This window comes from Variovorax brevis, from assembly GCF_030317105.1.
In the GTDB taxonomy this organism is placed as follows: Bacteria; Pseudomonadota; Gammaproteobacteria; order Burkholderiales; family Burkholderiaceae_C; genus Variovorax; species Variovorax brevis.
Genome location: NZ_JASZYG010000004.1, coordinates 56274 through 81124, shown reverse-complemented (window position 1 = coordinate 81124; position 24851 = coordinate 56274). Strand labels below are relative to the sequence as shown.

At 65.5% G+C, this 24851-nt stretch carries 26 protein-coding genes and 1 riboswitch; of the genes, 17 read left to right on the top strand and 9 right to left on the bottom strand.

Annotated elements, in window-relative coordinates:
• Positions 1-45: 45 nt before the first annotated feature.
• The 4 genes from QTI66_RS13140 to QTI66_RS13125 all read left to right on the top strand — a co-directional run bounded on the left by QTI66_RS13140 (position 46) and on the right by QTI66_RS13125 (position 5248).
• Complete coding sequence (locus tag QTI66_RS13140) at positions 46-558, top strand: hypothetical protein (RefSeq protein WP_286560079.1); 513 nt, start codon at positions 46-48, stop codon at positions 556-558.
• 45 nt (positions 559-603) lie between these two features.
• The gene (locus QTI66_RS13135; protein ID WP_286560078.1) at positions 604-2409 is read left to right on the top strand and encodes a phosphocholine-specific phospholipase C; all 1806 of its coding nucleotides are present in this window, start codon (positions 604-606) and stop codon (positions 2407-2409) included.
• A gap of 130 nt (positions 2410-2539) precedes the next feature.
• On the top strand, positions 2540-4162 hold the full coding sequence (locus tag QTI66_RS13130) for an inorganic phosphate transporter (protein WP_286560077.1): 1623 nt from the start codon (positions 2540-2542) through the stop codon (positions 4160-4162).
• Between the two features lie 24 nt (positions 4163-4186).
• Positions 4187-5248, top strand: a complete 1062-nt coding sequence (locus tag QTI66_RS13125; RefSeq protein ID WP_286560075.1) for a transporter — start codon at positions 4187-4189, stop codon at positions 5246-5248.
• Here QTI66_RS13125 and QTI66_RS13120 read toward each other — a convergent pair whose 3' ends face one another.
• Positions 5249-5995 (bottom strand): class I SAM-dependent methyltransferase, encoded by a 747-nt coding sequence (locus QTI66_RS13120; protein ID WP_286560074.1) that lies wholly within the window; start codon positions 5993-5995, stop codon positions 5249-5251. It lies immediately after the preceding gene.
• Between the two features lie 321 nt (positions 5996-6316).
• Positions 6317-7540, bottom strand: coding sequence for a serine hydrolase domain-containing protein (locus QTI66_RS13115; RefSeq protein WP_286560073.1), 1224 nt, complete (start codon positions 7538-7540; stop codon positions 6317-6319).
• Positions 7541-7701: 161 nt separating this feature from the next.
• Here QTI66_RS13115 and QTI66_RS13110 point away from each other — a divergent pair, with 161 nt between their 5' ends.
• The 5 genes from QTI66_RS13110 to QTI66_RS13090 all read left to right on the top strand — a co-directional run bounded on the left by QTI66_RS13110 (position 7702) and on the right by QTI66_RS13090 (position 12499).
• Positions 7702-8727, top strand: coding sequence for a uroporphyrinogen decarboxylase family protein (locus QTI66_RS13110; RefSeq protein WP_286560072.1), 1026 nt, complete (start codon positions 7702-7704; stop codon positions 8725-8727).
• An 82-nt stretch (positions 8728-8809) separates the two neighbouring features.
• Positions 8810-9448, top strand: a complete 639-nt coding sequence (locus QTI66_RS13105; RefSeq protein ID WP_286560071.1) for an FABP family protein — start codon at positions 8810-8812, stop codon at positions 9446-9448.
• A 160-nt stretch (positions 9449-9608) separates the two neighbouring features.
• Positions 9609-10640, top strand: a complete 1032-nt coding sequence (locus QTI66_RS13100) for a methionine synthase (protein ID WP_286560070.1) — start codon at positions 9609-9611, stop codon at positions 10638-10640.
• Positions 10641-10773: 133 nt separating this feature from the next.
• Positions 10774-11202 carry a VOC family protein gene (locus QTI66_RS13095; protein ID WP_286560068.1) on the top strand — a complete coding sequence of 143 codons (429 nt, stop codon included), beginning with the start codon at positions 10774-10776 and terminating at the stop codon, positions 11200-11202.
• A gap of 100 nt (positions 11203-11302) precedes the next feature.
• On the top strand, positions 11303-12499 hold the full coding sequence (locus QTI66_RS13090) for an MFS transporter (protein WP_444815003.1): 1197 nt from the start codon (positions 11303-11305) through the stop codon (positions 12497-12499).
• Positions 12500-12505: 6 nt separating this feature from the next.
• On the opposite strand, the gene QTI66_RS13085 is transcribed toward QTI66_RS13090, so the two are convergent.
• The 3 genes from QTI66_RS13085 to QTI66_RS13075 are packed head-to-tail and all read right to left on the bottom strand — an operon-like array spanning position 12506 to position 13227.
• On the bottom strand, positions 12506-12787 hold the full coding sequence (locus QTI66_RS13085; RefSeq protein WP_286560066.1) for a 2Fe-2S iron-sulfur cluster-binding protein: 282 nt from the start codon (positions 12785-12787) through the stop codon (positions 12506-12508).
• Positions 12784-13059 carry a VF530 family protein gene (locus tag QTI66_RS13080; RefSeq protein WP_286560065.1) on the bottom strand — a complete coding sequence of 92 codons (276 nt, stop codon included), beginning with the start codon at positions 13057-13059 and terminating at the stop codon, positions 12784-12786. The genes QTI66_RS13085 and QTI66_RS13080 overlap by 4 nt, the downstream gene beginning before the upstream one ends.
• 15 nt (positions 13060-13074) lie before the next feature.
• Positions 13075-13227: a hypothetical protein gene (locus QTI66_RS13075; protein ID WP_286560062.1), complete on the bottom strand. Its 153-nt coding sequence runs from the start codon at positions 13225-13227 to the stop codon at positions 13075-13077.
• A 131-nt stretch (positions 13228-13358) separates the two neighbouring features.
• On the opposite strand from QTI66_RS13075, the gene QTI66_RS13070 reads away from it, so the two are divergent.
• The 3 genes from QTI66_RS13070 (at position 13359) to QTI66_RS13060 (ending at position 17021) form a co-directional block, all read left to right on the top strand.
• The gene (locus QTI66_RS13070) at positions 13359-13877 is read left to right on the top strand and encodes a GNAT family N-acetyltransferase (RefSeq protein ID WP_286560061.1); all 519 of its coding nucleotides are present in this window, start codon (positions 13359-13361) and stop codon (positions 13875-13877) included.
• A 50-nt stretch (positions 13878-13927) separates the two neighbouring features.
• Positions 13928-14031: riboswitch (TPP riboswitch) on the top strand.
• A gap of 103 nt (positions 14032-14134) precedes the next feature.
• Positions 14135-16033: a phosphomethylpyrimidine synthase ThiC gene (gene thiC / locus QTI66_RS13065; protein WP_286560060.1), complete on the top strand. Its 1899-nt coding sequence runs from the start codon at positions 14135-14137 to the stop codon at positions 16031-16033.
• 67 nt (positions 16034-16100) lie between these two features.
• The gene (locus tag QTI66_RS13060) at positions 16101-17021 is read left to right on the top strand and encodes a DUF808 domain-containing protein (protein WP_286560059.1); all 921 of its coding nucleotides are present in this window, start codon (positions 16101-16103) and stop codon (positions 17019-17021) included.
• 31 nt (positions 17022-17052) lie between these two features.
• Here the strand turns inward: QTI66_RS13060 and QTI66_RS13055 are convergent, their stop codons facing one another.
• The 4 genes from QTI66_RS13055 to QTI66_RS13040 form a co-directional block, all read right to left on the bottom strand.
• The gene (locus QTI66_RS13055) at positions 17053-17235 is read right to left on the bottom strand and encodes a hypothetical protein (protein ID WP_286560058.1); all 183 of its coding nucleotides are present in this window, start codon (positions 17233-17235) and stop codon (positions 17053-17055) included.
• A gap of 93 nt (positions 17236-17328) precedes the next feature.
• Positions 17329-19581: a xanthine dehydrogenase family protein molybdopterin-binding subunit gene (locus QTI66_RS13050; protein ID WP_286560057.1), complete on the bottom strand. Its 2253-nt coding sequence runs from the start codon at positions 19579-19581 to the stop codon at positions 17329-17331.
• 16 nt (positions 19582-19597) lie between these two features.
• The gene (locus tag QTI66_RS13045; RefSeq protein ID WP_286560056.1) at positions 19598-20071 is read right to left on the bottom strand and encodes a (2Fe-2S)-binding protein; all 474 of its coding nucleotides are present in this window, start codon (positions 20069-20071) and stop codon (positions 19598-19600) included.
• Positions 20072-20131: 60 nt separating this feature from the next.
• Positions 20132-20704, bottom strand: a complete 573-nt coding sequence (locus QTI66_RS13040; protein ID WP_286560055.1) for a TetR/AcrR family transcriptional regulator — start codon at positions 20702-20704, stop codon at positions 20132-20134.
• 151 nt (positions 20705-20855) lie between these two features.
• Between QTI66_RS13040 and QTI66_RS13035 the strand changes: the two genes are divergently transcribed.
• From QTI66_RS13035 to QTI66_RS39900, 5 genes are all read left to right on the top strand, one after another.
• On the top strand, positions 20856-22259 hold the full coding sequence (locus tag QTI66_RS13035; RefSeq protein WP_286560054.1) for a selenium-binding protein SBP56-related protein: 1404 nt from the start codon (positions 20856-20858) through the stop codon (positions 22257-22259).
• Positions 22256-22954, top strand: a complete 699-nt coding sequence (locus QTI66_RS13030; protein ID WP_286560052.1) for a hypothetical protein — start codon at positions 22256-22258, stop codon at positions 22952-22954. The genes QTI66_RS13035 and QTI66_RS13030 overlap by 4 nt, the downstream gene beginning before the upstream one ends.
• 30 nt (positions 22955-22984) lie before the next feature.
• Positions 22985-23452, top strand: a complete 468-nt coding sequence (locus QTI66_RS13025) for an EVE domain-containing protein (RefSeq protein WP_286560051.1) — start codon at positions 22985-22987, stop codon at positions 23450-23452.
• A 67-nt stretch (positions 23453-23519) separates the two neighbouring features.
• Positions 23520-24314 carry an ADP-ribosyltransferase gene (locus tag QTI66_RS13020; RefSeq protein ID WP_286560049.1) on the top strand — a complete coding sequence of 265 codons (795 nt, stop codon included), beginning with the start codon at positions 23520-23522 and terminating at the stop codon, positions 24312-24314.
• Positions 24259-24849 carry a DUF6985 domain-containing protein gene (locus tag QTI66_RS39900; protein ID WP_444814995.1) on the top strand — a complete coding sequence of 197 codons (591 nt, stop codon included), beginning with the start codon at positions 24259-24261 and terminating at the stop codon, positions 24847-24849. Before QTI66_RS13020 ends, QTI66_RS39900 begins: the two co-directional genes overlap by 56 nt.
• The last annotated feature ends 2 nt before the right edge of the window (positions 24850-24851 follow it).

Below are 24851 nucleotides of genomic sequence, written 5' to 3'. Positions count from 1 at the left end.
GTGCATGTAGTGCCCCCGACATATTGCATTTCCAGAATCGCCCACATGAAAAACCCCCCAGCCGTCCAGCGGCGACACATCCTGCGCAGCATTGGCGGCGCCATCGGCGCTGCCGCACTCAGTACCCACCCCATGCTCGCTGGCGCACAGCCGCGCGCGGCGGACGCCACCTTGCCGCGCGTCACGCAACTGTTGGACATGTCGCCCGACCAACAACAACTGTCGCGCGACTACGCGACTGGCATCCGGCTCGCCTTTGCCGAACTCAGGAAAATGAATGCGCCCGTTCCGCAACTTTCAACCCTGGAGACCGACGGCACGGCGGCCTCGGTCCGCAGCGCACTGCAAACGGTCAAGGACGATCCCGCGCAACTCGCGTTGCTGGGCACCGTGGGGGAAGACCTCGCACTGGCGAGCCTGAACGAGTCAGCGCAGATGCGCTTGGACATCGCGCACGTCGCGCCATGGCTGGCCGATCCGCAGATGGACACCGACCCGCGCCTGTTTGCGCTCTTCGCCTCGCGCGAAGACCAGATGCGCTACGTGCTCAAGAGGTGAACAGCGCCAGCTCGATGCTGCCGCCCATGAACATGAGATGGAACGGTGCGTTCGCAGGCAGCTTGGACGCATAGCCCGCGATGTCCGATGGGCTACTTCAACAGGGGGGAAGCGCCTTTCCAGTTCGCGCTGGCCGACGCGTTCACCCTCTGCGACGCGTACCACTGCTCGATGCACACGGGCACCAATTCCAACCGCATGTTCCTGTGGACCGGCACCAACGGACCCACGGGGGCCAACGTGGCGACGGTCAACAACGAATGGGATTCCATCGGCCCGTCCACTGAAGGCTACACATGGAAGACCTACCCCGAGCGCTTGCAGAAGGCCGGTGTCTCGTGGATCGTCTACCAGTGGATGCCAGACAACTTCGGCGACAACTCGCTGGCCGGCTTCGTGCAGTACCGCAAGGCCAACGAGGCCTCGGGCAAGCCGGTGAGCAACGAGGCGCTGTCACCGGCCTACGACCCGGCGAGCGACGAAGTGGGCAATCCGCTCTACAAGGGCATTGCCAACACGATGCCGGACGGCGGCTTCTTCGAGCAGTTCCGCCAGGACATCAAGAACGGAAAGCTGCCGCAGGTCTCGTGGATCGTGGCGCCCTCGACCTATTCGGAACACCCCGGCCCGTCGAGCCCGGTGCAGGGCGCGTGGTACATCCAGGCCGCGCTCGACGCCTTGACGGCCGTGCCCGAGGTGTGGAGCAAGACCGTGCTCTTCATCAACTTCGACGAGAACGACGGCTACTTCGACCATTGCCCTTCGCCATCGGCGCCGTCGATCAACCCCGATGGCACGCCCGCGGGCAAGACGACACTGCGCGACGAAGACCTCGCCTTCGAGTACTTCACGCACCCCAATCCGCCGGGCACGACGGGCCAGCCGCAACCGGATGGCCGCGTGTACGGCCCCGGCATGCGCGTGCCGATGTACGTGATCTCGCCCTGGAGCCGTGGCGGCTGGGTCAATTCGCAGGTGTTCGACCACACCTCGGTGATCCGCTTCCTCGAAAAGCGCTTCGGCGTGAGGGAGCCCAACATCAGCGCCTTCCGTCGTGCGGTGTGCGGCGACCTGACCAGTGCCTTCAACTTCGTGAACCCCAACAACGAGGTGCTGCCCACGCTGGCGGGTCGCAAGACGAAAGAGCAGGCGGATGCCCTGCGCGCCGCGCAGGAGTTGCTGCCGGCCATCGTGCCGCCGCCCGACACCACGCTGCCCGTGCAGCAGGACACCGGCATCCGGCCTTCGCGCGCCTTGCCTTACGAACTGCACGTGAGCGCGCGTGCCAACCCCCACAACGGAAAGCTGCGCCTGATTTTCGCCAACGGTGGCGATGCGGGAGCCGTCTTCCACGTGTACGACAAGCTTCATCTGGACGACCGCCTGCCGCGTCGCTATGCGGTGGAGGCCGGCAAGCGACTGGACGACGACTGGGCCGCCATGGCGGATGACCAAGGCAAGTACGACCTGTGGGTGCTCGGCCCCAACGGCTTTCATCGCGCGTTCAAGGGCGACCTGAACCGGCTGCGGCCCGCCAAGGCTGCGCAGCCCGAGATTCGCGTGGGCTACAACGTGCGCACCGGCGGCTTGCACCTGAAACTGCGCAACGACGGCGATCGTCCTTGCGTCTTCACGATCGTCGGAAAATCCTATGGCCAGGTCGGGCCGTGGACCGTGAAAGTCAAGGGTGGCGACGAGGACGAGCGGCGCTGGGAACTGCAAGGCTACGGCGGCTGGTACGACTTCGTGGTGACCTGTGACGCCGACGCCGCCTTCCATCGCCGCCTGGCCGGTCGCGTCGAAACCGGGCAGCCCTCGGTCAGCGATCCGTCTTTCACCTTGCCCGTGTAGCGAGATCGGCGGGTACGGTCACGAGCGGCAAAAAGACAACAATTCTGGCGCCGCCGCGTGACCGGCCCGTGACACACGCCTGACACACGGCGACGGCAGCATGGTCTCCTGTGTTCAACGGAGGACCACCATGAGCAGTGTGTACGCCGACGCCGGAAAGCCGGGGCAACCGAATCTTCACGCGCGGCCCAAGCTGGATTCCAGACCCAGCCCCTTGACCCTGGTCCTCTTCTTCTCGGTGCTGGCGTGCGGGCTGTTCTTTACCGCCTACAGCCTGAGCAGCGACGTCAAGTCGGCGGGTGGTGGCGATGCCCTCACCTGGGTGCCCTACATCCTGCTGGGCGTGGCGCTGCTGATTGCGCTGGGCTTCGAGTTCGTCAACGGCTTTCACGACACGGCGAACGCGGTGGCCACGGTGATCTACACCCACTCGCTGCCGCCGAACTTTGCGGTGGTGTGGTCGGGTTTCTTCAACTTCGTGGGCGTGCTGGTGTCCAGCGGCGCCGTGGCCTTCGGGATCATTTCGTTGCTGCCCGTCGAACTCATCCTGCAGGTCGGTTCCAGCGCGGGCTTCGCGATGGTGTTCGCGCTGCTGATTGCCGCCATCCTCTGGAACCTGGGCACCTGGTGGCTCGGCTTGCCGGCTTCCTCGTCGCACACGCTGATCGGCTCGATCATCGGCGTGGGCATTGCCAACGCCTTGATGCATGGGCGTGACGGCACCAGCGGCGTGGATTGGACACAGGCCACCAAGGTTGGCTATTCGCTGCTGCTCTCCCCGCTGGTGGGCTTTGGCTGCGCGGCGCTCCTGTTGCTGGCGCTGAAGGCGCTCGTGAAGAATCGTGCGCTCTATGAAGAGCCGAAAAACGACGCGCCGCCGCCGTGGTGGATCCGCGGGCTGCTGATCCTGACCTGCACCGGCGTCTCCTTCGCGCATGGCTCGAACGACGGGCAAAAGGGCATGGGCCTCATCATGCTGATCCTGGTCGGGACGGTGCCGATGGCGTATGCGCTGAACCGCGCCATGCCCGAGAGCGAGATGACCCGCTTCGTTGCGGTGGCACAGGTCGCGCAGCAGTCGCTCAGCAAGAACACCACCGTGGTCGCACCGGCCGAGCCGACCAAAGTCCTGTCGGAGTTCGTGCGCACACGGCAGTATTCGCCGGAAGTGGTCGCGTCGCTCGCGGCCGTGACGGGCAGCATCGGTGCGCAGGTCAAGGCGCATGGATCGCTCGCCAAGGTGCCGGCGTCGGCCGTGTCCAACGTGCGCAACGACATGTACCTCGCATCGGAAGCCATCCGCTTCCTTGAGAAGAACGAAGCCGTGCACTTCGATGCCGACACGCGGTCCAACCTCAAGGCCTTCAAGAGCGAGATTGACAACGCGACCAAGTTCATTCCGCTGTGGGTGAAGGTGGCCGTGGCCATTGCGCTGGGGCTGGGCACGATGGTCGGGTGGAAGCGCATCGTCGTCACCGTCGGCGAGAAGATCGGCAAGACGCACCTGACCTATGCGCAGGGCGCGTCCGCCGAACTGGTCGCGATGCTCACCATCGGTGCGGCGGACGTCTACGGTCTTCCGGTGTCGACGACGCACGTGCTCTCTTCGGGCGTGGCCGGAACGATGGCCGCCAACCGCTCGGGCCTGCAGATGTCGACCATTCGCAACCTGCTCATGGCGTGGGTGCTGACGCTGCCTGCCGCCATCTTGCTGTCGGGCTCGCTGTATTGGCTGTTCACGCAGGTTTTCTGAACAAACGATCGAACAAGAAGCAACTTGCCCCCAGCCAATTTTCCAGACGCGATTGCCGCGAACTACGGTGGTGACGAAGCCGGCCTGATCTGCGGCTTTCTCTTTGGTGCGGACGGTGTGGGCAAGCCCTTGACCTCCGCTGCCGCGGCGGACTGGCTTGCCGCATCGTCCGACGAGCAGCCCGCGGCGCCCGAGCCGCAAGCGCAGCCGGCCTTTGCCTGGCTGCACTTCAACTTTGCGCACGTGGCCGCCGAGCGATGGCTGTCACGCCATGCGCAGTTGTCGGACGATTTCTTCGAGGCGCTGCACGACGGCCTTTATTCCACGCGCATCGAGCGTGCGGAACAGTCGCTGGTGGCCGTCATCAATGACGTGCACTTCGACTTCGAACTCGATGCGTCGGACATCTCGACCTTGTGGATCAGCGTGGACCGGCGACTGGTGGTCACCGCCCGGCGCCATCCCTTGCGCTCGTGCGACAACCTGCGCACCGCCATCCTGCGCGGCGAGGCGATCCGCTCGACCGCCGATCTGCTGGAGCGCTTGATGCGCACGCAGGCCGATGTGCTGGTGGGCATCGTGCGCAGCGCGACGGATCGCGTCGACAAGATCGAGGACCAGTTGCTGGCCGGCCGGCTCAACACCAAGCGTGCGCGCCTCGGTGGCTTGCGGCGCGTGCTGGTTCGGCTGCAGCGCCTGCTGGCGCCCGAGCCTGCCGCACTGTTTCGCCTGCTGCAAAACCCGCCCGCGTGGATGGCGGGCAACGACGTGGAGGAACTGCGCGCCGCGACGGAAGAATTCTCCGTCGTGCTGCGCGACATGCAGGCACTTCAGGAGCGCATCAAGCTGCTGCAGGAAGAGATTGCGGCGAGCGTGAACGAAGACAACAACCGCAGCCTCTTCGTGCTGACGGTGGTGACGGTGCTGGCCTTGCCCATCAACATCCTGGCGGGCCTGTTCGGCATGAACGTGGGCGGAATTCCGCTGGCGCAGGACGAGCACGGCTTCTGGGTCGTCGTGGCCATTGTTGTCAGCTTCACGGCCATTGCGGGCTGGCTGGCGCTGCGGCGGCAGAAGGACCGCTGACTAGCGCTGGCTGGGCTGGCTGCGCTGCGCCTTCGCACCGCCGTCATGCGCACAGTTCGGCTTCTTCGCACGCACGTGCAGCGACAGCGGCGCGACGCGCGTGTCGTCGATCACCGCAACCCTTGACTGCTGCCCGGATTCCACCGTGGGTTCGCACAGCTTCTCGACCTGCAGGCCGCTCCCGATGAGCAGGTCGAACCACTGGCTCAGCGTTCGATGAAAAATGGGTGTGCGAAACGGCGCCACTTTCGCGCGTTCGGCGTTCGGCAGTGTCGAGAACCACCATGAGTCGACACGGCCTTCCGTCGAGTGAAAGTAGTCGGCGATCTCGATGGCGCGCGCCTTGCCGTGCCGGTCGCGCACCACCTTGCGGTGCGGCGGGTTGAAGCACGGATGAAGAATGGAAAACTGCAGGAAGCCACCGGGCCGCAGCACGCGGCTTGCCTCCTGCAGGGCAAGCGCGGGGTCGGGCATGTCCATCAGGGACATGAAGGCGGTGACGAAGTCGAAGCTGTCCGCCTCGAAGGGCAGGCTCATGCCATCGCCCGTGCGGAAGTCGATGCCCATGGGGTCGGCGGATTCCGCTTCCCTGGCGTAGCGCACGAAAGTGGGTGCGACGTCCACCGCGGACATCCGGGCGCCGCGCCTGGCGAGCTGGCGCGTGTTGGCGCCTTCGCCGCAGCCAACGTCCAGCCCGCGCAAGCCGCGAATGGGCGGGAGCAGGCCGAGAAATGCAGGGGTGTTCAATAGGTCGCGAAAGACATCCAGGCCAAGACGCGCTTGGCGCGTCCACAGTTCGGCATTGGATTCCCAGAGTTTTGCTGCGAATTCTGCATCCAAGGCGCTGGACCTTTCATGGTGATTCAGGGCTTCGAGGCCGGACCGGCTTTTGGCCTTCGTCCAACGACATTGCAATCGAGCCGGCGGCCACAAGTCATCGTCAATCGGGGGGAGGAACCGGCGCTGAACACTGGTAGTGTGCGACTCGGCATGATGCCTTGTCGCGTATGCGACAGCGCTGCGCGTGCCCGCCTTGCCATGGCCTTGGGCGGCGAGTTCCAACTGGCGTCAGCGTGCCGGGCTTCTGCCCGGCGTGCCAGCCGCTTCGTCATCGACGGCCTTCTGCACTGCGCGGTAGAAGGCTTCGCGCGCCTCGCCGGCGACAGGGTCTCGTGCGCCGCCCGCCCAGTTGGCGTTGGAGACGATGACGAGCTTGCGCTTCGGGTCGATGAAGATGCCCTGGCCGAAGATGCCGCGCGCAGCGAAGGTGCCGTCGGCGTAGGTCCACCACTGGTAGCCGTAGCCGCGCTCGGGCTGGCCAATGCTGGTGCGCCCGGTCGTGGCCAGCGCCAGCCAGCCCTCAGGAACGATGCCCTGGCCGTTGATGCGGGCACCGCCCAGGATGAAGAGGCCGAAGCGGGCGAAGTCCCGTGACGCGGCTTGGAGACAGCAGCCGCTGATCTCTTGCCCGGTCCGGCTGAGGATCCAGGTGGCTTTCTGCTCCATGCCGGCCGGCACCCAGATCTTTTCCGACAGATACGTCGACAAGGGCTTTTTCGTCGCCTGGCTCACGAGGATGCCGACGAGGTTGGTCTCGCCCGTGCTGTAGAGCCAGCGCGTGCCGGGTGGCACCTCGCGCGGCAGGCGGCGCAGGTAGCTCACGAGCGCATCGACGCCTTCCTCGGGCACGTGGTTGTTGAAGCGTGCGACGTCCGAGTTGGGGTCTGTGTAGTCTTCGTTCCACCGCACGCCGGAGGTCATGGTCAACAGTTGCTCGATGCTGACGTCGTCGTAGGCGGAGCCTTTCATCTGGGGGATGTAGTCGCTCACCTTGTCATTCATGCTGCGGATGTGACCGTCGCGGATCGCCGCGCCCACCAGCGTGGAGGTAATGGACTTGGCGACTGAAAAGCTGGTCCAGCGTCCGCTGCTGTCGAAGTCGAGGCCGTAGCGTTCGAGACGCAGCTTGCCGTCATGCACGACCAGGAGGGCTGCGCTTCGCTGGCCGGCCATGTAGGCATCGACGTCCAGCGGCAGTCGGAGTGGCGGCCCCGGCGGCAGCGGGGAGGGCGTGCCACCGGCCTCCACGACGCGCGACTTGGCGAGCACCGGCAGGCGATCGAGCGCGCGAAATGCCGCATCGCGCTGTGGCTGGCTCCAGAACAGGAGGTCGCGGTTGGTGGGCAGTGTCGCCAGCACGCCGCGCGTTTCCTTGTCGAGGCTGAACCAGCCGGCGCCACCCACGGCCACCACGGCAAGCAGCAAGCCAAGCGCGATTTTCCGGATCTTCATGCGCGGTCTCCAAGGTCAGTGCCGACAGGCCGGATTGGACACGAAGCCAGGCTGAAATGGGCAGCGTGGCGCCGAGCGGGCACTGGGGTGCACGCCAGTGGTCTTGCGGAGGGATCTTCGATTAAATGGGCGACGCCGAAACACCCAGAAGGAGACTTGACATGCTGTTCCCCACGACGATCGTTGGAAGCTTTCCGCAGCCCGATTGGCTGATCGACCGGGCCAAGCTGGCGGGACGCTTTCCACCACGCGTGCGGGCGAAAGAGCTTTGGCGAATCCCGCCGCAATACCTCAACGCAGCGCAGGAAGACGCGACCCTGATCGCGATTCGCGCCCAGGAGGATGCGGGCCTGGACATCGTGACGGACGGCGAGATCCGCCGCGAAAGTTATTCGAACCGGTTTGCCACGGCGCTCGATGGCGTGGATCTCGACAACCCCGGCTCGGCGCTGGATCGCTCGGGGCATCCAAACCCGGTGCCGCGCATCGTCGGCAAGATCCGGCGCATGCACGCGGTCGAGGTCGAGGACCTGAAGTTCCTGCGTGCCAACACCACCCGACAGGTGAAGATCACGGTGCCCGGCCCCTTCACGATGCTGCAGCAGGCGCAAAACGACTTCTACAAGTCCGAGGAAGAGGCGGCCATGGACTATGCGGAGGCGGTCAACCTGGAAATCCGCGACCTGTTTGCCGCAGGTGCCGACGTCGTGCAGATCGACGAGCCGTACATGCAGGCGCGTCCCGAAAAGGCGCGGCAGTACGGGCTGCGCGCACTGAATCGGGCACTGGAAGGCATCCAGGGCACCACGGCCGTTCATATCTGCTTCGGCTATGCGGCCATCATTCACGAGCGGCCGTCCGGCTATTCGTTCCTGCCGGAACTGGCGCAATGCAGTTGCTCGCAGGTGTCGGTGGAAACGGCGCAGTCGCACCTGGACTGCTCGGCCCTGCAGGCGTTGAGTGGCAAGAAGGTGATGGTCGGCTGCATCGACCTCTCGGATCCGGAGGTGGAATCGGTGGAGACGATCGTCGGGCGCATCAAGCGGGCGCTGCCCTACGTGGAACCCGCCAACGTCATCCTCGCGCCGGACTGCGGCATGAAGTACCTCGCGCGTGAAACGGCGGTGGGCAAGCTTCGGGCGATGGTCGAGGCGGCGAAGGTGCTGCGATCGGAATACGCCGGCTAGTAGCAAAGGGCTCGAGCCGGGCGGGCTCCATCTGGCATTCTTGGTGCTTTGCAGTCGCAACGCGAATCACCAAAAAAGCCCCATGTCCAACTTTCCCGAAGACATCTACACCGAGCCGTCCGACCTGGACGGCAAGACTCTTGCCAACCTCGGTCCGCTGCGCCGGATGGCCGGCCTTTGGCGCGGCGAGAAGGGCGTGGACGTCAAGCCCAAGGCGCAGGGACCGAAGACGCAGGTCTACGTCGAGCACTACGAACTGCAGCCCATCGATCCGCAGACCAACGGCCCGCAAGTGCTCTATGGCCTGCGCTATCACACCTTCATCCACAAGCCGGGCCTCACGAAGATGTACCACGACCAGGTCGGCTACTGGCTGTGGGAGCCTGCCACCAGCACCGTCATGCACACGCTGGCGATTCCGCGGGGGCAGATTGCGATGGCGAGCGGCCAGGTGAGCGCCGATGCTGACCGCTTCGAACTCGTGGCCACGCATGGGAGCCTGGTGAACGGCATCGTCTCCAACCCGTTCATCGAGCATGCCTTCACGACGCTGGAATGGCGCATCGCGGTGGCGTTCCATGCCGACGGAACGTGGTCGTACGACCAGGACACGGTAATGCAGATCCAGGGCCTGGCCGAGCCCTTTCATCACACGGACCGCAACACGCTCACGAAGGTGGGGGAGCCTACTGCGAATCCGCTGGCGGCCGTGCAGGGCTGAGCGCGGCGAAGGCGAAGCCGCGGAAGCCGGGCAGCCTCCGGGGACGGCTTCAAGCCGGGCGCCAGCGAGCAACGCGCCTGCCAGGATGCGGGTTATCGCGTGAGCGGCGATGCGCGCCTTGCCGTAGCATCGCCGCTCCCCGATTTGAAGGATTGATGCGATGACCCGACCTCTCTTCAGCGCGACCATTGCCGGCAGCCTGCCCAAGCCCGGCTGGCTGGCCGAAACGCAAAAGCTCTGGCCGCAATGGAAGCACGAAGGCGCCGAGCTGGCGCAAGCCAAGGCCGACGCCACGCTGCTGTGGATCAAGGCGCAGGAAGACGCCGGACTGGACGTGATCGGCGACGGCGAGCAGTCGCGCCAGCATTTCGTGCACGGCTTCCTGGAACAGGTCGAAGGCATCGACTTCGAGCACAAGGTCAAGATGGGCATCCGCGACAACCGCTATGACGCGATGGTGCCGCAGGTGGTCTCGGCCCTGAAGCTCAAGGGCCGCGTGCATGCCGCGGAGGCGCAACTGTTGCGTGCCCACACGCAGCGCAAGATCAAGTTCACGCTGCCGGGCCCCATGACCATCGTCGACACCGTGGCCGACCGCTTCTATGGCGACCGCGTGAAGATGGCGATGGCCTTTGCCGAATTGCTCAACCAGGAAGCATTGGCACTGCAGGCCGACGGCGTGGACATCATCCAGTTCGATGAACCGGCTTTCAACGTCTACATGAAGGACGCTGCTGATTGGGGCGTGAAGGCATTGGAGCGCGCCGCGCAGGGCCTGACCTGCACGACGGCCGTGCACATCTGCTACGGCTACGGCATCAAGGCGAATGTCGACTGGAAAGCCACCTTGGGCGAAGAGTGGCGCCAGTACGAGCAGGTGTTCCCTGCGCTTGCCAAGAGCAGCATCGACCAGGTGAGCCTGGAGTGCTTCCACTCGCACGTGCCGCCGGAAATGATGAAGCTGCTGGAAGGCAAGGACGTGATGGTCGGCGTGATCGACGTGGCGAGCGACGAGATCGAAACGCCCGAGCAGATCGCCGACACGATTGGCGAGGCGCTGAAGTACGTGCCATCGCAGCGCCTTCTGCCGTGCACCAACTGCGGCCTCGCGCCGATGGACCGCGAAGTGGCGCGGCGCAAGCTGGAGGCGCTGGGGCAGGGCGCGGCGTTGGCGCGCAAGCGCTACGGGTAGGCGCCCCGGCGCCGCTCATGGCGGCGCGGCGTTTCGGACGGCATTTCATTCGCACGGCATTTGTCGAACTTCGCCGACTTCGCGCAGCCATGGCGTCGATCAGCATGAAACGACGTCAACAGTGGAGTGCAGCATGGAAGCGCAGAAACTGCATCGCGGCCGCCTGATCGACCATATCCAGTTGGTGGTGCGCGATCTCGAGGCGAGCCAGAAATTCTATGAAGCCGTCTTCGCGGTGCTCGGCATCCCGGTGGGCGGCAAGGGCGACGACTACTTCTGGGCCGACGAACTCTTCGTCTCGACCGCCTCCAGCCAGGCCGCGCAAGGCACCCTGACCGGTCGCCATCACCTGGCGTTCCAGGCGCAAGACGAGGCGATGGTCGACGCGTTCCACAAGGCGGCGCTGGCGCATGGCGGCAAGGACAACGGCGCGCCGGGCATGCGCGACTACCACCCCGGCTATTACGCGGCCTTCGTGATCGATCCGGACGGCAACAACATCGAAGCCGTTTTCCACGGCAAGGCACAGCGCAGCGCGGCGTCGGTCGAGATTCGCTTCTGAGTTCGGGGACGCCCGGGCCCCTCCCTCCGGTATCCTCGAACGGATGCCCTCCGAGAACGCCCAGCCCAGCTTTTCCGACCTCACGCGCGAGCGGCCGTTCATGCGGATGTGGATCGCCCGCATCTGCGGCACGGCTGCCACGCAAATGTTGATGGTGGCCATTGGCTGGCACATGTACGACCTCACGTCGAGTGCGTGGGACCTCGGGTTGGTGGGGCTTTACCAGTTCGCGCCGGCGCTGGCGTTGGCGCTCTACGCCGGCCATGTGGTCGATCGGCACCATCGCGGGCGTATCGTCGCCATGTGCTTCACGGTGCAGGCGCTGGTTGCCCTGGCGCTGTTCGCGGCCGAGGCATCGCATCACGCCACGCGCGGATTGCTGCTGGGCCTCTCGGTGGTGCTGGGCGCGGTGCGGGCCTTCCAGATGCCGGCACAGCAGGCGTTGACGCCCTTGCTGGTGACGCCACTCGCCTTGCCGCGTGCGATGGCCTTCAGTTCGGCGGGCACGCAGGGTGCCATCATCGGCGGCCCTGCGCTGGGCGGCTTGCTCTTCGTGGCCGGCGCGGGCGCGGTCTACGGCACGAGCCTGCTGTTGTTCGCGGTGGCGGCCGTGATGATCGCCGGGCTGCGCTACGTGCAGGTGCCGCGCGCCAAGGAGCCGGTGACCATGAAGACGCTGCTGGCCGGCGTCAACTTCATCTGGCATCGCAAGACGGTGCTGGGCGCCGTGTCGCTGGACCTCTTCGCGGTGCTGCTGGGGGGCGCCGTGGCCTTGCTGCCGATCTACGCCAAGGACATCCTGCACACCGGTCCGTGGGGCCTCGGGCTGTTGCGCGGTGCGCCGGCCGTGGGCGCGCTGGTGATGTCGATCGTGCTCACGCGCCGGCCCGTGGAGCGGCACGTCGGGCGCACGCTGCTGCTGGCCGTCGGCGCCTTCGGGCTTTGCATGATCGTGTTCGGCCTCTCGCGCAGCTTCTTGCTGTCGCTGGTCGCGCTGGCGGTGTCCGGCGGGGCGGACATGGTCAATGTCGTGATCCGGCAGACGCTCGTCCAGCTGGAAACGCCCGATGAAATGCGTGGCCGCGTCAGCTCGGTCAACTCGATTTTCATCGGTGCGAGCAATCAACTGGGCGAATTCGAATCGGGCGCCACGGCCGCGCTGCTCGGGCCGATCGGCTCGGTGGTGGCGGGGGGCGTGGGCACGGTGCTGGTGGCGCTGGGTTGGGTGCGGCTGTTTCCGTCACTGGCACAACGCGACCGCATCGTCGCGTCGAGGCCTTCCGGCAAGCCGGTTTGAATCCGCTCAATCCGCGAGCAGCGCAAAGGGCACGTCGAGCGTGATGTCGTCCCGGGGTTCGGCCACGCAGGGCAGGATCCAGCCTTCGGCCTTTTCTTCGGCGCTCAGGCCGGGCCATTCGATGCGGTACTGCACCGCGCCCGCCAGCATCTTGCAGTAGCAGGTGCGGCAGGTGCCATTGCGGCAGGAGCTTGGGATCTCGATGCCGGCGTCTTCGGCGGCTTGCAGCAGCGTGCGGTCTGGCGGGGCGTCAAACGCGTAGCCTGCGGGCTCGATGCGGACTTTCACTCCTCGCCCCGGGCCTGCGACTGCTGCTCCCGTTTTTGTTCGCGCAGCATGAAGAGATAAAGGCTCTCGACCTTTTCGCGCGCCCAAGGCGTCTTGCGAAGAAACTTCAGGCTGGAGCCGACGCTGGGGTCGAAGGTGAAGCAGCGCACGGGAATGCGCTGCCCCAGTTCTTCCCAGCCGAAATAGTCGACCAGTGCGGTGACGACCGCCTCCAGCGTGAGGCCGTGCAGCGGGTTGCGGGGCTGCGCTGCCGGCGAAGCGTCGTCATTCACGGTGCGTGGCCCAGATTACTTGTTCTTGTCCTTGCCGCGAGGGATCACGGCTGTGACGATGGTGGGGCGCACCGGCTCGCCCGTCGAACCCGACAGGGGCTTGGGCGGCGCCGTGTCCTTCTTGGGCTTCTTGCCTTCCTTGTTGCTGCGTTGCTGACCTTTTGCCATGGCGATACTCCGTTGTGTGGGCTGGCATGAGTTTAGAGCCTGTTCACACATCGTGATTCATGTTGCAAACGGACCCGGCCGCCGCGCAGGCGACAATACGCGGCTTTCCGATTGCAAGCCGAATTCCCGATATGTCCGACTACGAAGTCCGCCCCGCCACCCTGCGCGACGCAAAAGCCGTTGCCGAAGTCCACGCGATTGCCGCGAAAGCCGCCTACGAGGGCATCCTTCCCGAAGACCAACTGCGCGCGCTTGAACCCGCCTCGCGGGAAGCCAAGTGGCGCGACGCCATCGAGTACAGCGAACCGCAGGTCCATGTGGCCGAACTCGACGGCGAAGTCGTCGGCTTTGTCGGCTTCGACCGCTCGCGCGACCCCAAGACGCCTTCCACCACCGGTGAAATCTGGGCCTTGCACGTCAAGCCCGAACATTGGGGCAAGGGCGTGGGCGTCGCCCTGTGGGACGCCGCACGTGAAGGCCTCGACGAGGAGGGCTGCACCACAGTCACCATCTGGGTTCCGTTGCGCAACGACCGCGCCATGCGCTTCATCGAACTCGCCGGCTTCAAGCGCGAGATGAAGACCGCCAAGACCACGGCGATTGGCACGGTGAAGATCGAAGAAATCCGCCTGAAGCGCAGCGTCGCCTGACGATCGTCCCGAATTTCGGTTGACCGCCAGCGCAGGCGCCCCTACTATCGCGCCTTGCTCCGGGGTGCACAGTGTGCTGAGACGGCCTTGATTGGCCGGACCCGACGAACTTGATCCGGTTAATACCGGCGGAAGAAGAGCTGAACCTGTCAGTTGTGCCAGACCGCGTGCGCCTTTTTTGAATGGGGCCCACGCGGGCCGGCTTTCTCCAGGGGCACTTTCCGGAGCAATTACTGCAACCGGAAAGGACACCCCTGATGAATGCTCCCCTCGATCCCCGCCTCGCCTCGTTCACCGAACTGCTGGCGCGCGCCCGCGAACCGTTTCCCGCCTCCACCAAGTCGCACGTGAGCGGCGCCGTGCATCCCGGCATCCGCGTGCCGATGCGCGACGTGAAGCTCACCAACGGCGAAGTCGTGTCGCTCTACGACACCTCGGGGCCGTACACCGATCCGCATGCGCAGATCGATGTGCGGCAAGGCTTGGCGCCGATGCGCCGCCCGTGGATCGATGCGCGTGGCGACACGGAGTTCTACGTCGGCCGCACGCCGCAGGCGCTCGACGATGGCACCAAGGGCGAAGCCAACGACCGATTGGCTGCGTTGCGCCGCGAAGCCTCGAACCTGCAGCGCACGCCGCGCCGCGCCAAGTCGGGCGCGAACGTCACGCAGATGCACTACGCGCGCAAGGGCATCGTCACGCCCGAGATGGAATTCGTCGCCATCCGCGAGAACGGCCGGCGCGAGTGGATGAACGAATACATGGCCGATGCACAGCGCGAACACCGCCTGCAAGGCAACCCGATGGGCGCGCAGATCCCGCGCATCGTCACGCCGGAATTCGTGCGCGACGAAGTGGCGCGCGGCCGCGCCATCATTCCCGCCAACATCAACCACCCCGAGATCGAGCCGATGGCCATCGGCCGCAACTTCCTCGTGAAGATCAACGCCAACATCGGCAACTCGGCCGTCACGTCGAGCATCGAGGAAGAGGTTGAAAAGCTCGTGTGGGCGATCCGCTGGGGCGCCGACAACGTGATGGATCTTTCCACGGGCCGCAACATCCACACCACGCGCGACTGGATCGTGCGCAACTCGCCGGTGCCCATCGGCACGGTGCCGATCTACCAGGCGCTGGAAAAAGTCGGCGGCGTGGCCGAAGACCTCACGTGGGAGATCTTTCGCGACACGCTGGTCGAGCAGGCGGAGCAGGGCGTCGACTACTTCACCATCCATGCGGGCGTGCGGCTGGCCTTCATCCACCTCACGGCGCAGCGGCGCACCGGCATCGTGTCGCGCGGCGGATCGATCATGGCCAAGTGGTGCATCTCGCATCACAAGGAAAGTTTTCTTCACTCGCACTTCGAAGACATCTGCGACATCATGAAGCAGTACGACGTGAGCTTTTCACTCGGCGACGGCCTGCGCCCCGGCTGCGCGGCGGACGCCAACGACGAAGCGCAATTCGCCGAACTGCGAACGCTGGGCGAGCTCACGCAGATCGCATGGAAGCACGACGTGCAAACCATGATCGAAGGCCCCGGCCATGTGCCCATGCACATGATCCAGGCCAACATGGAAGAGCAGCTCAAGCACTGCCACGAGGCGCCCTTCTACACGCTCGGCCCGCTGACCATCGACATTGCGCCCGGCTACGACCACATCGCGAGCGCCATTGGCGCGGCGATGATCGGCTGGTTCGGCACCGCGATGCTCTGCTACGTCACGCCCAAGGAGCATCTGGGACTGCCCGACCGCGACGACGTGAAGGCAGGCATCGTCGCCTACAAGATCGCGGCGCACGCGGCCGACGTGGCCAAGGGGCATCCTGGTGCGCGGGCGCGCGATGATGCGCTGTCGAAGGCGCGTTTCGAGTTCCGCTGGCACGACCAGTTCAACCTGAGCCTGGACCCCGACACGGCGCGCGATTTCCATGATGAGACCCTGCCCAAGGATTCGAGCAAGGAGGCGCACTTCTGCTCCATGTGCGGGCCGAAGTTCTGCTCGATGAAGATCACGCAGGAGGTGCGCGAATTCGCGGCCGCGAAGGGCTTGACCGAAGACGCAGCGCTGCAACAAGGGCTCGCGCAAAAGTCCGCCGAGTTCCGTCGCGCGGGTGGCGAGATCTACATTCCCATCGAACCGGCGGGGGCTTGACCGACAAGCGGCGGCTCTGCCGCCGCTTACCATCGCGGCTTCTTGCCAATCACAGGGATCCCGCTCCATGGCCTCCAGCCTCCTGCTGCTGCTCGATGACATTGCAGCCGTCCTCGACGACGTTTCCGTTCTGACCAAAGTCGCCGCCAAGAAGACGGCCGGGGTGCTGGGCGATGACCTGGCGCTCAATGCGCAGCAGGTGGCGGGCGTGACGGCGGATCGCGAACTGCCGGTGGTCTGGGCCGTGGCCAAGGGATCGCTGATCAACAAGGCGATCCTGGTGCCGGCGGCGCTGCTCATTGGCACCTACCTGCCTTGGGCTGTCGTTCCGCTGCTCATGATCGGTGGCGCCTTTCTCTGCTTCGAGGGCGTAGAAAAGCTCGCGCACAAGTTCCTGCACAAGGAAGAGGCGCAGGCCGATCGCGCGCGGCTGGAGCAGGCGCTGGTCAACGAGAAGGTCGATTTGCGCGCCGTCGAGAAAGACAAGATCAAGGGCGCCATCCGCACCGACTTCATTCTCTCGGCCGAGATCATCGTGATCACCCTGGGCACGGTGGCGGGCCAGGCTTTCACGACGCAGTTGAGCGTGCTGGTGGGCATTGCGCTGGTGATGACGGTGGGGGTCTACGGGCTGGTTGCGGGCATCGTCAAGCTGGACGACCTGGGCCTGTACCTGAGCCGTCGTGCAGGCGCCGCTTCGCAGGCGATCGGCCGCGCCATCCTGTTCGGCGCACCGTGGCTCATGAAGCTGCTGTCCATCGCGGGCACGGCCGCGATGTTCCTCGTGGGTGGTGGGATTCTTGTGCACGGCGTGCCCGCGGTGGGCCACGCCATCGAGGCATGGCTGGGGCAATGGGGCGCCGTTGCCGGCGTGCTCGGCACGATGCTGGCCAACGCGGCCGTCGGCATTTTGGCCGGCGCCATCGTGCTGGCCGTGGTCGAAGTGGTGAAGAAGCTGATGCCGAAGAAGAAGGTGGCACCGGCCTGAAGCCGTCAGCGCGCAGCGATCGCGCGTCGCCTCATTGCAGGCCGCGCACCCGTGCCAGCGCGATCATGTTCCCCGACGACGCAGCCTCCGCCTTGGGCTGCGGCGGCGACGTGGGCTTCGGGTCGCAGGCCGTCAGCGCCAGCAATGCCGCCGCCAATCCCGCAACGACGATGCGCGCGCGATTCGGGGCCTTGTCATTCAGATCATTTGTCATGGCCGTCTCCTGAACTGGATTCGCCATTCTTGCCAATACGGGGCGGGCGTGGTGTAGGCCATGCCCGCCTCTCAGGCCATGCGTTGCGCGCGTTCAGGCCGTCTTGAAGGGCAACTCGCGCAATGGCTTGCCTGTCAACGCCGCCACCGCGTTGGCAAACGCGGGCGCCAAGGGAGGCAAGCCCGGCTCGCCCATGCCCGTGGGTGCGTCGGCACTGGGAACGGTGTGCACCGCGATCTGCGGCATGCTGCTGATGCGCGGCACGGCAAAGTCGCCGAAGTTGCTCTGCTCGACGACACCGTCCTTGAGCGTGATGGCAGCGCCGGGCAGGCACATCGACAGACCCATCAACGCGCCGCCCTGCACCTGCGCCTCCAGGCTTTGCGGATTGATCACCAGGTTGCAGTGCACGCCGGCCGTCACGTTGTGCAGCGTCGGGGTGCCGTCGGTCACCGAGGCTTCGACGACATAGGCCACCACCGAATTGAAGGACTCGTGCACGGCCACGCCCCAGCCGCGGCCCGCTGGCAACTGTTTCTTGCCGTAGCCAGACTTGTCGACCGCCAACTGCAACGCGGCCTTGTGGCGCGGGTGATCGTTGCCCATGAGCTTGAGGCGGTAGGCGACCGGGTCCTGCTTCGTGCTGCGCGCAATCTCGTCGACCAGCGTTTCCATGACGAAAGCCGTGTGCGTGGAGCCGACGCTGCGCCACCACAGCACCGGCACGTTGAGCTTGGGATGGTGCACCGTGAGCCGCATCGGCAGGTCGTAAGGCTCCTTCATGCCTTCGGTGGCGGTGCCGTCGATGCCGTCCTTGACCATCATCGGTTCGAAGGCGGTGCCGGCCATGATGGACTGGCCAACGATGACGTGGTCCCATGCCGTGACCTTGCCCTGGTCGTCGAAGCCGATTTTCGCCGTGTGCAGGTGCATCGGGCGGTAGTAGCCGCCCTTGATGTCGTCCTCGCGGCTCCACAGCGTGCGGATGGGTGCATCCACGCCCGCCGTGCGCGCGGCCTTCACGACGTTGCAGGCCTCGACCACGTAGTCGCTGCTCGGCAGGCCACGGCGCCCGAAGCCGCCGCCCGCCATCTGCACGTTGACCTTGACGTTCTGTGGCGCAACGCCCAGCACCCTGGCAGCGGCCGCGGCGTCGATGCCCGGCATCTGCGTGCCCATCCACAACTCCGCCTTGTCGCCGGTAAGGTTGACGGTGCAGTTGAGCGGCTCCATCGGCGCATGCGCAAGGTAGGGGAAGACGAATTCCGCGTTGATCTTGTGCGGCGCGTCGTTCAGCTTCGACACGTCGGCGTCGTACTTGCGCGGCCCCGGCTTCGCCGCCAGCTCGCGGTACTGCGCGAGCTGCTTGACGCTGTCGACCTTCTCGACGCTGCTGTTGTCCCATTCGATCTTGAGCGCATCGCGTCCCTGCTTGGCGGGCCAGTAGCCGTCGGCGACGACGGCCACGCCTTCGCCGCCACGGTCCAGCGGCACGCGCAGGACAGCCTTGACGCCTTTCACGGCCTTGGCGGCGCTGTCGTCCACGGACTTGAGCTTGGCGGCAAACACCGGCGGGCGCGCCACGACGGCGGTCAGCATGCCCGGCAGGCGAACGTCGATGCCGTAGTTCTGGTGCCCGCTGGACTTGGCCTTGGCGTCCAGGCGGCGCGTGGCCTTGCCGATGAGGCGGAAGTCCTTGGGGTCCTTGAGCGTGACCTTCTCGGGCACGGGCAGCTTCATGGCGGCATCGGCCAGCTCGCCATAGCCGAGCTTCTTGCCGCCGGGGCCGATGACGACGCCGTTCGCGGTGCGCAGGCCCGCTGCGTCCGTCTTCCACCTTGCCGCCGCCGCGCTGACCAGCATGGCGCGCGTGCGTGCGCCCAACTCGCGGTACTGGGTGTAGGAATGGTTGATGGAGCCCGATCCGCCGGTGAGGTGCATGCCGAACACCGGGTCGACATAGGCCGGATCGCTGTTGCCGTGGACGGCTTGCACTTTCGACCAGTCGGCGTCCAGTTCTTCGGCAAGGATCATCGGCAAGGCGGTCTGCACGCCTTGGCCGAATTCGAGCCGGTTGATGGTCACGGTCACGGTGCCGTCCTTGGCGATCTGCACGAAGGCTGCGGGCTGCTCCACGGGCTTGAGTCCCGCCGCGGGCTTGCTGCCGGTGGCCGCGTCCTGCGCCAGCGCGTGAAGTGGGAAGACGCCGAGCGCGAAGCCGCCCATGGCCGTCATCTTCAGGAAGCTGCGGCGCGGCAGACCGGAGGGTTGGTCAACGCCCTCGTGCGGCGCCATGAGCGAGCGCAGATGGGCGGGCAGTTCAAAGGTGGCTTGATCGAAGTTCATGGTGTGTGCTCCCGATTCAAGCCAGCGACCTGGCGGCATCGGCCACCGCGACGCGGATGCGCGCATAGGTGCCGCAGCGGCAGATGTTGCCGGCCATGGCGCCATCGATGTCGGACGCGCTCGGCACCGTGCCGGGCGCGACGGTCTTGAGGAAGGCGGTGGCCGACATGATCTGGCCGCTCTGACAGTAGCCGCACTGCGCGACGTCATGCTTGACCCACGCGTCGTGCACCGCCTTGCCGACCTTGTCGCTGCCGTCGGTGACGGCCTCGATGGTGCTGATCTTCTGGCCCGCCGCCGCGGAGATCGGCGTGATGCACGAGCGGATGGCCTGCCCGTTCATGTGAACGGTGCAGGCGCCGCACAAGGCCGCCCCGCAACCGAACTTGGTGCCCGTCATGCCGAGCGTGTCGCGCAAGGCCCAGAGGATGGGAGTCGATGGATCGACATCGACCTGTCGATCCTTGCCGTTGATATTGAGCGTGGCCATCGTGTCGTCCTTTGAGTGAATATCGATTCGCTTAAACAATAGACCCGGCGCGAGCCCGGGTCAAGCCTTGATGCCATCCCAACACAGCCCGAAGGCCATTGCCAGATGGGCATTGGTGCGCGTGAGCGTGCCCGCGCGCAGCAGGTTGGCGGTCTCGCGCACCGAGCCGGCGAAGCTGTTGATCAGCAGCGGCGTCGGCACGTCCTTGAGGATCTGTTGCGCCTTGGCCGACTCGATCAGTTCAACCCATTCCTTGATGAGCCGCGCCGACAGGTTGCGACTTTCCTCGCTGAACCAGGGGGAGTTGTAGTACTGCTCCAGAAACACGACTTGCGAGTAGTGTTTCAGGCGGTGGTCGAGCCAGTTCATCCACATGCGCTGGAAGCGCGCGCGAAAGGGCGCAGCGGGGTCGTCGCCCTGCATGAGGCTGGCCGCGGTCGCCGTCTTGGCCTGCTCGTAGAGCGCGACCATCAACTCTTCCTTGGACTTGAAGTAGACGTACAGCGTACCGGTGGCCAGCTGCGCCTCGCGGGCGATGGCCGCCATGGTCAGGCCGCTCAGTCCGGTCTGCTCGACCAGCTTGAAAGTGGCTTGCGCGATGGCCTGGAGCTTTTCATCGTCCTTGGGTTTCATGCCATGCATGTTAGGCGAACAAAGATTCGCTCAAAAGGGCATTCCTTCGAGTCCCACTCCGGCGCATACTTTGTTCCCATATTTCGCCGACTTCATCGGCCGGAATCACGGCCGGGGACGGTGCGCGCTGGAATTCCCCACAGGAGGCTACATGCTCGAATCGCTTCGAACGGACCCTACCTTTCACCCCTCGCCGCGCCTGGCGATGGAGGCCGAACCCGAACGCATCGCTTACACGGCACTGCTGTCGCCCGATGCCTCGCGGCCCGACGCGCTGGCCGTCATCGACGTCGATCCGGCCTCGGCCACCTACGGCACCGTGCTGCACCGGCTCGACATGCCGAACAAGGGCGATGAGTTCCATCACTTCGGCTGGAACGCGTGCAGTTCAGCCCTGTCGCCCATGTCGGGCCACGCCTTCCTGAAGCGGCGCTACCTCGTCATTCCCGGCATACGCTCGTCGCGCATCTACATCGTCGATACGCAGCCCGATCCGGCCAAGCCCACGCTCGCGAAGGTGATCGAGCCCGAGGAGGTCTTTCGCAAGACGGGTTACTCGCGCCCCCACACCACGCACTGCGGCCCCGAGGGCCTGTACATCAGCACGCTCGGCGGCAATGGCGACGGCACCGACGGGCCGCCCGGCGTGTTCCTCATGGATTGCAAGAGCTTCGAGGTCATGGGCAAGTGGGAGATCGATCGCGGCCCGCAAAAGCTGCACTACGACTTCTGGTGGAATCTGCCGCGCGACTACATGGTGTCCAGCGAATGGGGCCTGCCGCCGCAGTTCGAGAACGGCATCGTGGCCGAAGACCTGCTGGGCAACAAGTACGGCCATCAGCTGCACTTCTGGGAACTGAGCGCGCGGCGCCATATACAGACCATCGACCTGGGCGCCAACCACCAGATGGCGCTGGAAGTGCGGCCCGCGCACGACCCGGCCCGCGAATATGGTTTTGTCGGCGTGGTGGTCGACACGACGAATCTCGAAGCCTCCATCTGGACGTGGTGGCGCGAAGGCGGCAAGTTCCACGCGAAGAAGACCGCGACCATTCCGCCGGAGCCTGCCGACGCCGCGCTGCTGCCGCCGCTGCTCAAGGGCTTCGGCGCCGTGCCGCCGCTGGTGAGCGACATCGACTTGTCGATGGACGACCGCTTCCTGTACGTCGCCTGCTGGGGCACCGGCGAGCTGCGGCAATACGACGTGACCGATCCGATGAACCCCAAGCTGGCCGGCAGCGTGCATGTCGGCGGCATTGCGCGGCGCACGCCGCATCCCAACGGCACGGCCTTTGGCGGCGGCCCGCAAATGACCGAGATCAGCCGCGACGGCAAGCGCGTGTACTTCACCAATTCGCTCTACAGCAAGTGGGACGCGCAGTTCTATCCCGATGGCGTGCCGGGCCGCATGGTCATGTGCAACGTCGGCGCCAACGGTGGCATCGAGCTGGACAAGAAGTTCGTGGTCGACTTCGGCGCGGAGTACGGCGCGCATCAGGTCCGCCTGCAGGGTGGTGACTGCTCGACGGATTCTTTCTGCTATTCGTCGGCGTGACAGGATTCGCGTCTGCCTGGCCGTTATGGGCCGGCGTGGTGGCGGTGGGTGTCTACCACGGGCTCAACCCCGCCATGGGTTGGCCGCTCGCGGTGGCCAATGGCCTGGCTGGCAAGCGCGACGCCGCCGTGTTCGGCAGCTGGGTGCCGCTGGGTGCCGGGCACCTGATGGCGATGGCGCTTGTGCTCGTGCCTTTTGCGGTGCTGGCGTGGCTGCTGCAATGGAGTCGCGAGATCCGGGTGACGGTGGGCGTGCTGGTGCTGCTGTTTGGCGCGTCGAAGCTCTTCTTGCCCCATCGCCATCGCTGGCTGGCGCGCATCCGGCCGACGCAACTGGCGCTGTGGTCCTTCCTGATGGCGACGGCGCATGGCGCCGCGTTGATGCTGCTGCCGATCCTGATGGGGCTCTGCGAGACGCCGGTGGCGCCTTCCTCTCCGATGTCAACAAGCGGCAGCTTCATCGACCACGCCGCGATGATGGACCTGATGCGCTCCAACATCGGAACGGCCGTCATGGTCTCGCTGGTGCACACGGCCGCGATGATCGCTTCAGGGCTGGGCGCGGCATGGGTCGTCTACCGGTACCTGGGGCTGCGCGCGCTGCGCAGGGCGTGGCTCGACCTGGACAAGGTGTGGGCGCTGGGGCTGGTGGCGTCAGGCGGCGCCGCGGTGGCGACGGCGCTGGCGGCGCATTAGGATCGCACCGTCAAGGACGCAGACACCGACATGACGACGAAATACTGGCTGATGAAATCCGAGCCCGAAGAGTGCTCGATCGACGATGCGCTGGCCGCGCCCAACGCCACGGTGCCGTGGACCGGCGTGCGCAGCTACCAGGCGCGCAACTTCATGCGCGACGCCATGAGCGTGGGCGATGGCGTGCTGTTCTATCACTCGAGCTGCCCGGAGCCGGGCATCGTCGGCATCGCGCGCGTGGCCTCGGGCACGCGGCCCGACCCGACGCAGTTCGACCCCAAGTCGCCTTACTACGACGCCGCTTCGAAAGCCGACGCGCCGCGCTGGTTGCTGCTGGATGTGCAGGCAGTGCGCAAGACGCGCCTGCTGGCGCTGCCCGAGATGCGCGCGACGCCCGGGTTGACGGACATGCTCGTGCTGCGCAAGGGCAATCGCCTGTCGATCACGCCGGTGGACGAAAAGCACTGGCGCCTGATCGAAAAGGAAATGCTGGGGTGATCGCACACTTTTGAAGATAGCCGCCCGTATTCGTCTTCCCCTTGGTGGCAACACGCGAGTGCCATCGATGACGGATCAACCAACGGGAAGGACTATCGACATGGCGAAATATGCTCCGGCGGATTGGGTGCTGCTTCGCAGCGGCAAGTACGGCCAGATCAAGGCGGTGCTGAATGACGATGACATGGCCATGAATGCGATCTACGACATCCGGCTTTATCCATCGACCGCCAAAATTGTTCTCGACGGCTTGAAGATCATTTCACGTCTCGCCCCGCATCAGGCCGAGCGGGTTCGGCTCGGCCTGTCGGAACTCGAATGCGACGCGATCGACCAATACACCGGCGGCGCCTACAAGGCCTGGAACGAAGGGCTTCGAACCGCGGGAACACGCAATCTGCAGATCGATGCCGTGGTCCGGGTGCTGGCGCGCTTGCCCAAGTACAGCAGGACCGTTCATCGCGCCCTGGGCTTCGACAACGCGGACGACCACAAGGCCTTCAAGGCGAAGTTCATGGGGCAGGCGTACACGACCCCGCAATTCCTTTCAACCAGCGCGAGCACCAATGTGCTCGACAGATTCGACGGCGGGTCGTTCCGGGTGTGGATGAAGATTCATACGGCAGGAAGAAATGGCGCGACGCTGCGGGTGATCACGGGCACCAACGACCTGAATGAGCAGGAGATCCTGTTTCCGCCCGGCGCGACTTTCAGCGTTGCCGCACCGCCGGTGGACATCAACGACAAGCACTTCACCGTGGAGTTGATGGAGGAAGGTGCGGTCAGGGCGCAGCCGCGGGGAAAGTATGCTGTTGTCGAAATTCCAACGAGGAAAGCAACGGTCGCCAAGGAAAAGCAGTAGCTCGACATGGCGGTTGGCGGTGCTTTCATCAAGTGCCGCCAACCGGGGGTTTGCATTGTTCAGTCTCTTCAAGTCACCAGTCTTTCGCGACCCCGTCCTCGGGGAATTCACACGATCCCGCGGGCACTGGCGCGGCGCTATTGCCCTCGATGGCGCTGTCGATGTCCCCTTGGTACTTTCAGGCCCGCGAACGGAGCCCGATGCACGGGCCGTGGCCATGGCGCGTGCCTTGCCCAATGCGTTCGCTGCGTGGCGTCCTGCCATCGAATCGGCGCTGTTCGAGCACCATGGCGCCGGCGCAGAGCCGCTTACGGAAGGCGAGCTTCAGCTCGCAGCGGGCGCTGTGCCGAACATCGGCACGGCGAGCCAGGTCTGGCAACACGCCAGCCTGGTGTTCGTCGCCGTTACGCCGCTCGACGGCGTGCTGACGACCGAGATCGGGTACACCACCGACTGGGACGAAGAGCACACGCTGGGTGCCCGCTTGCGGGACGGCAAACTGCTGGAGCTTTGCGGCAGCGTGCTTCGCCCGTGAAG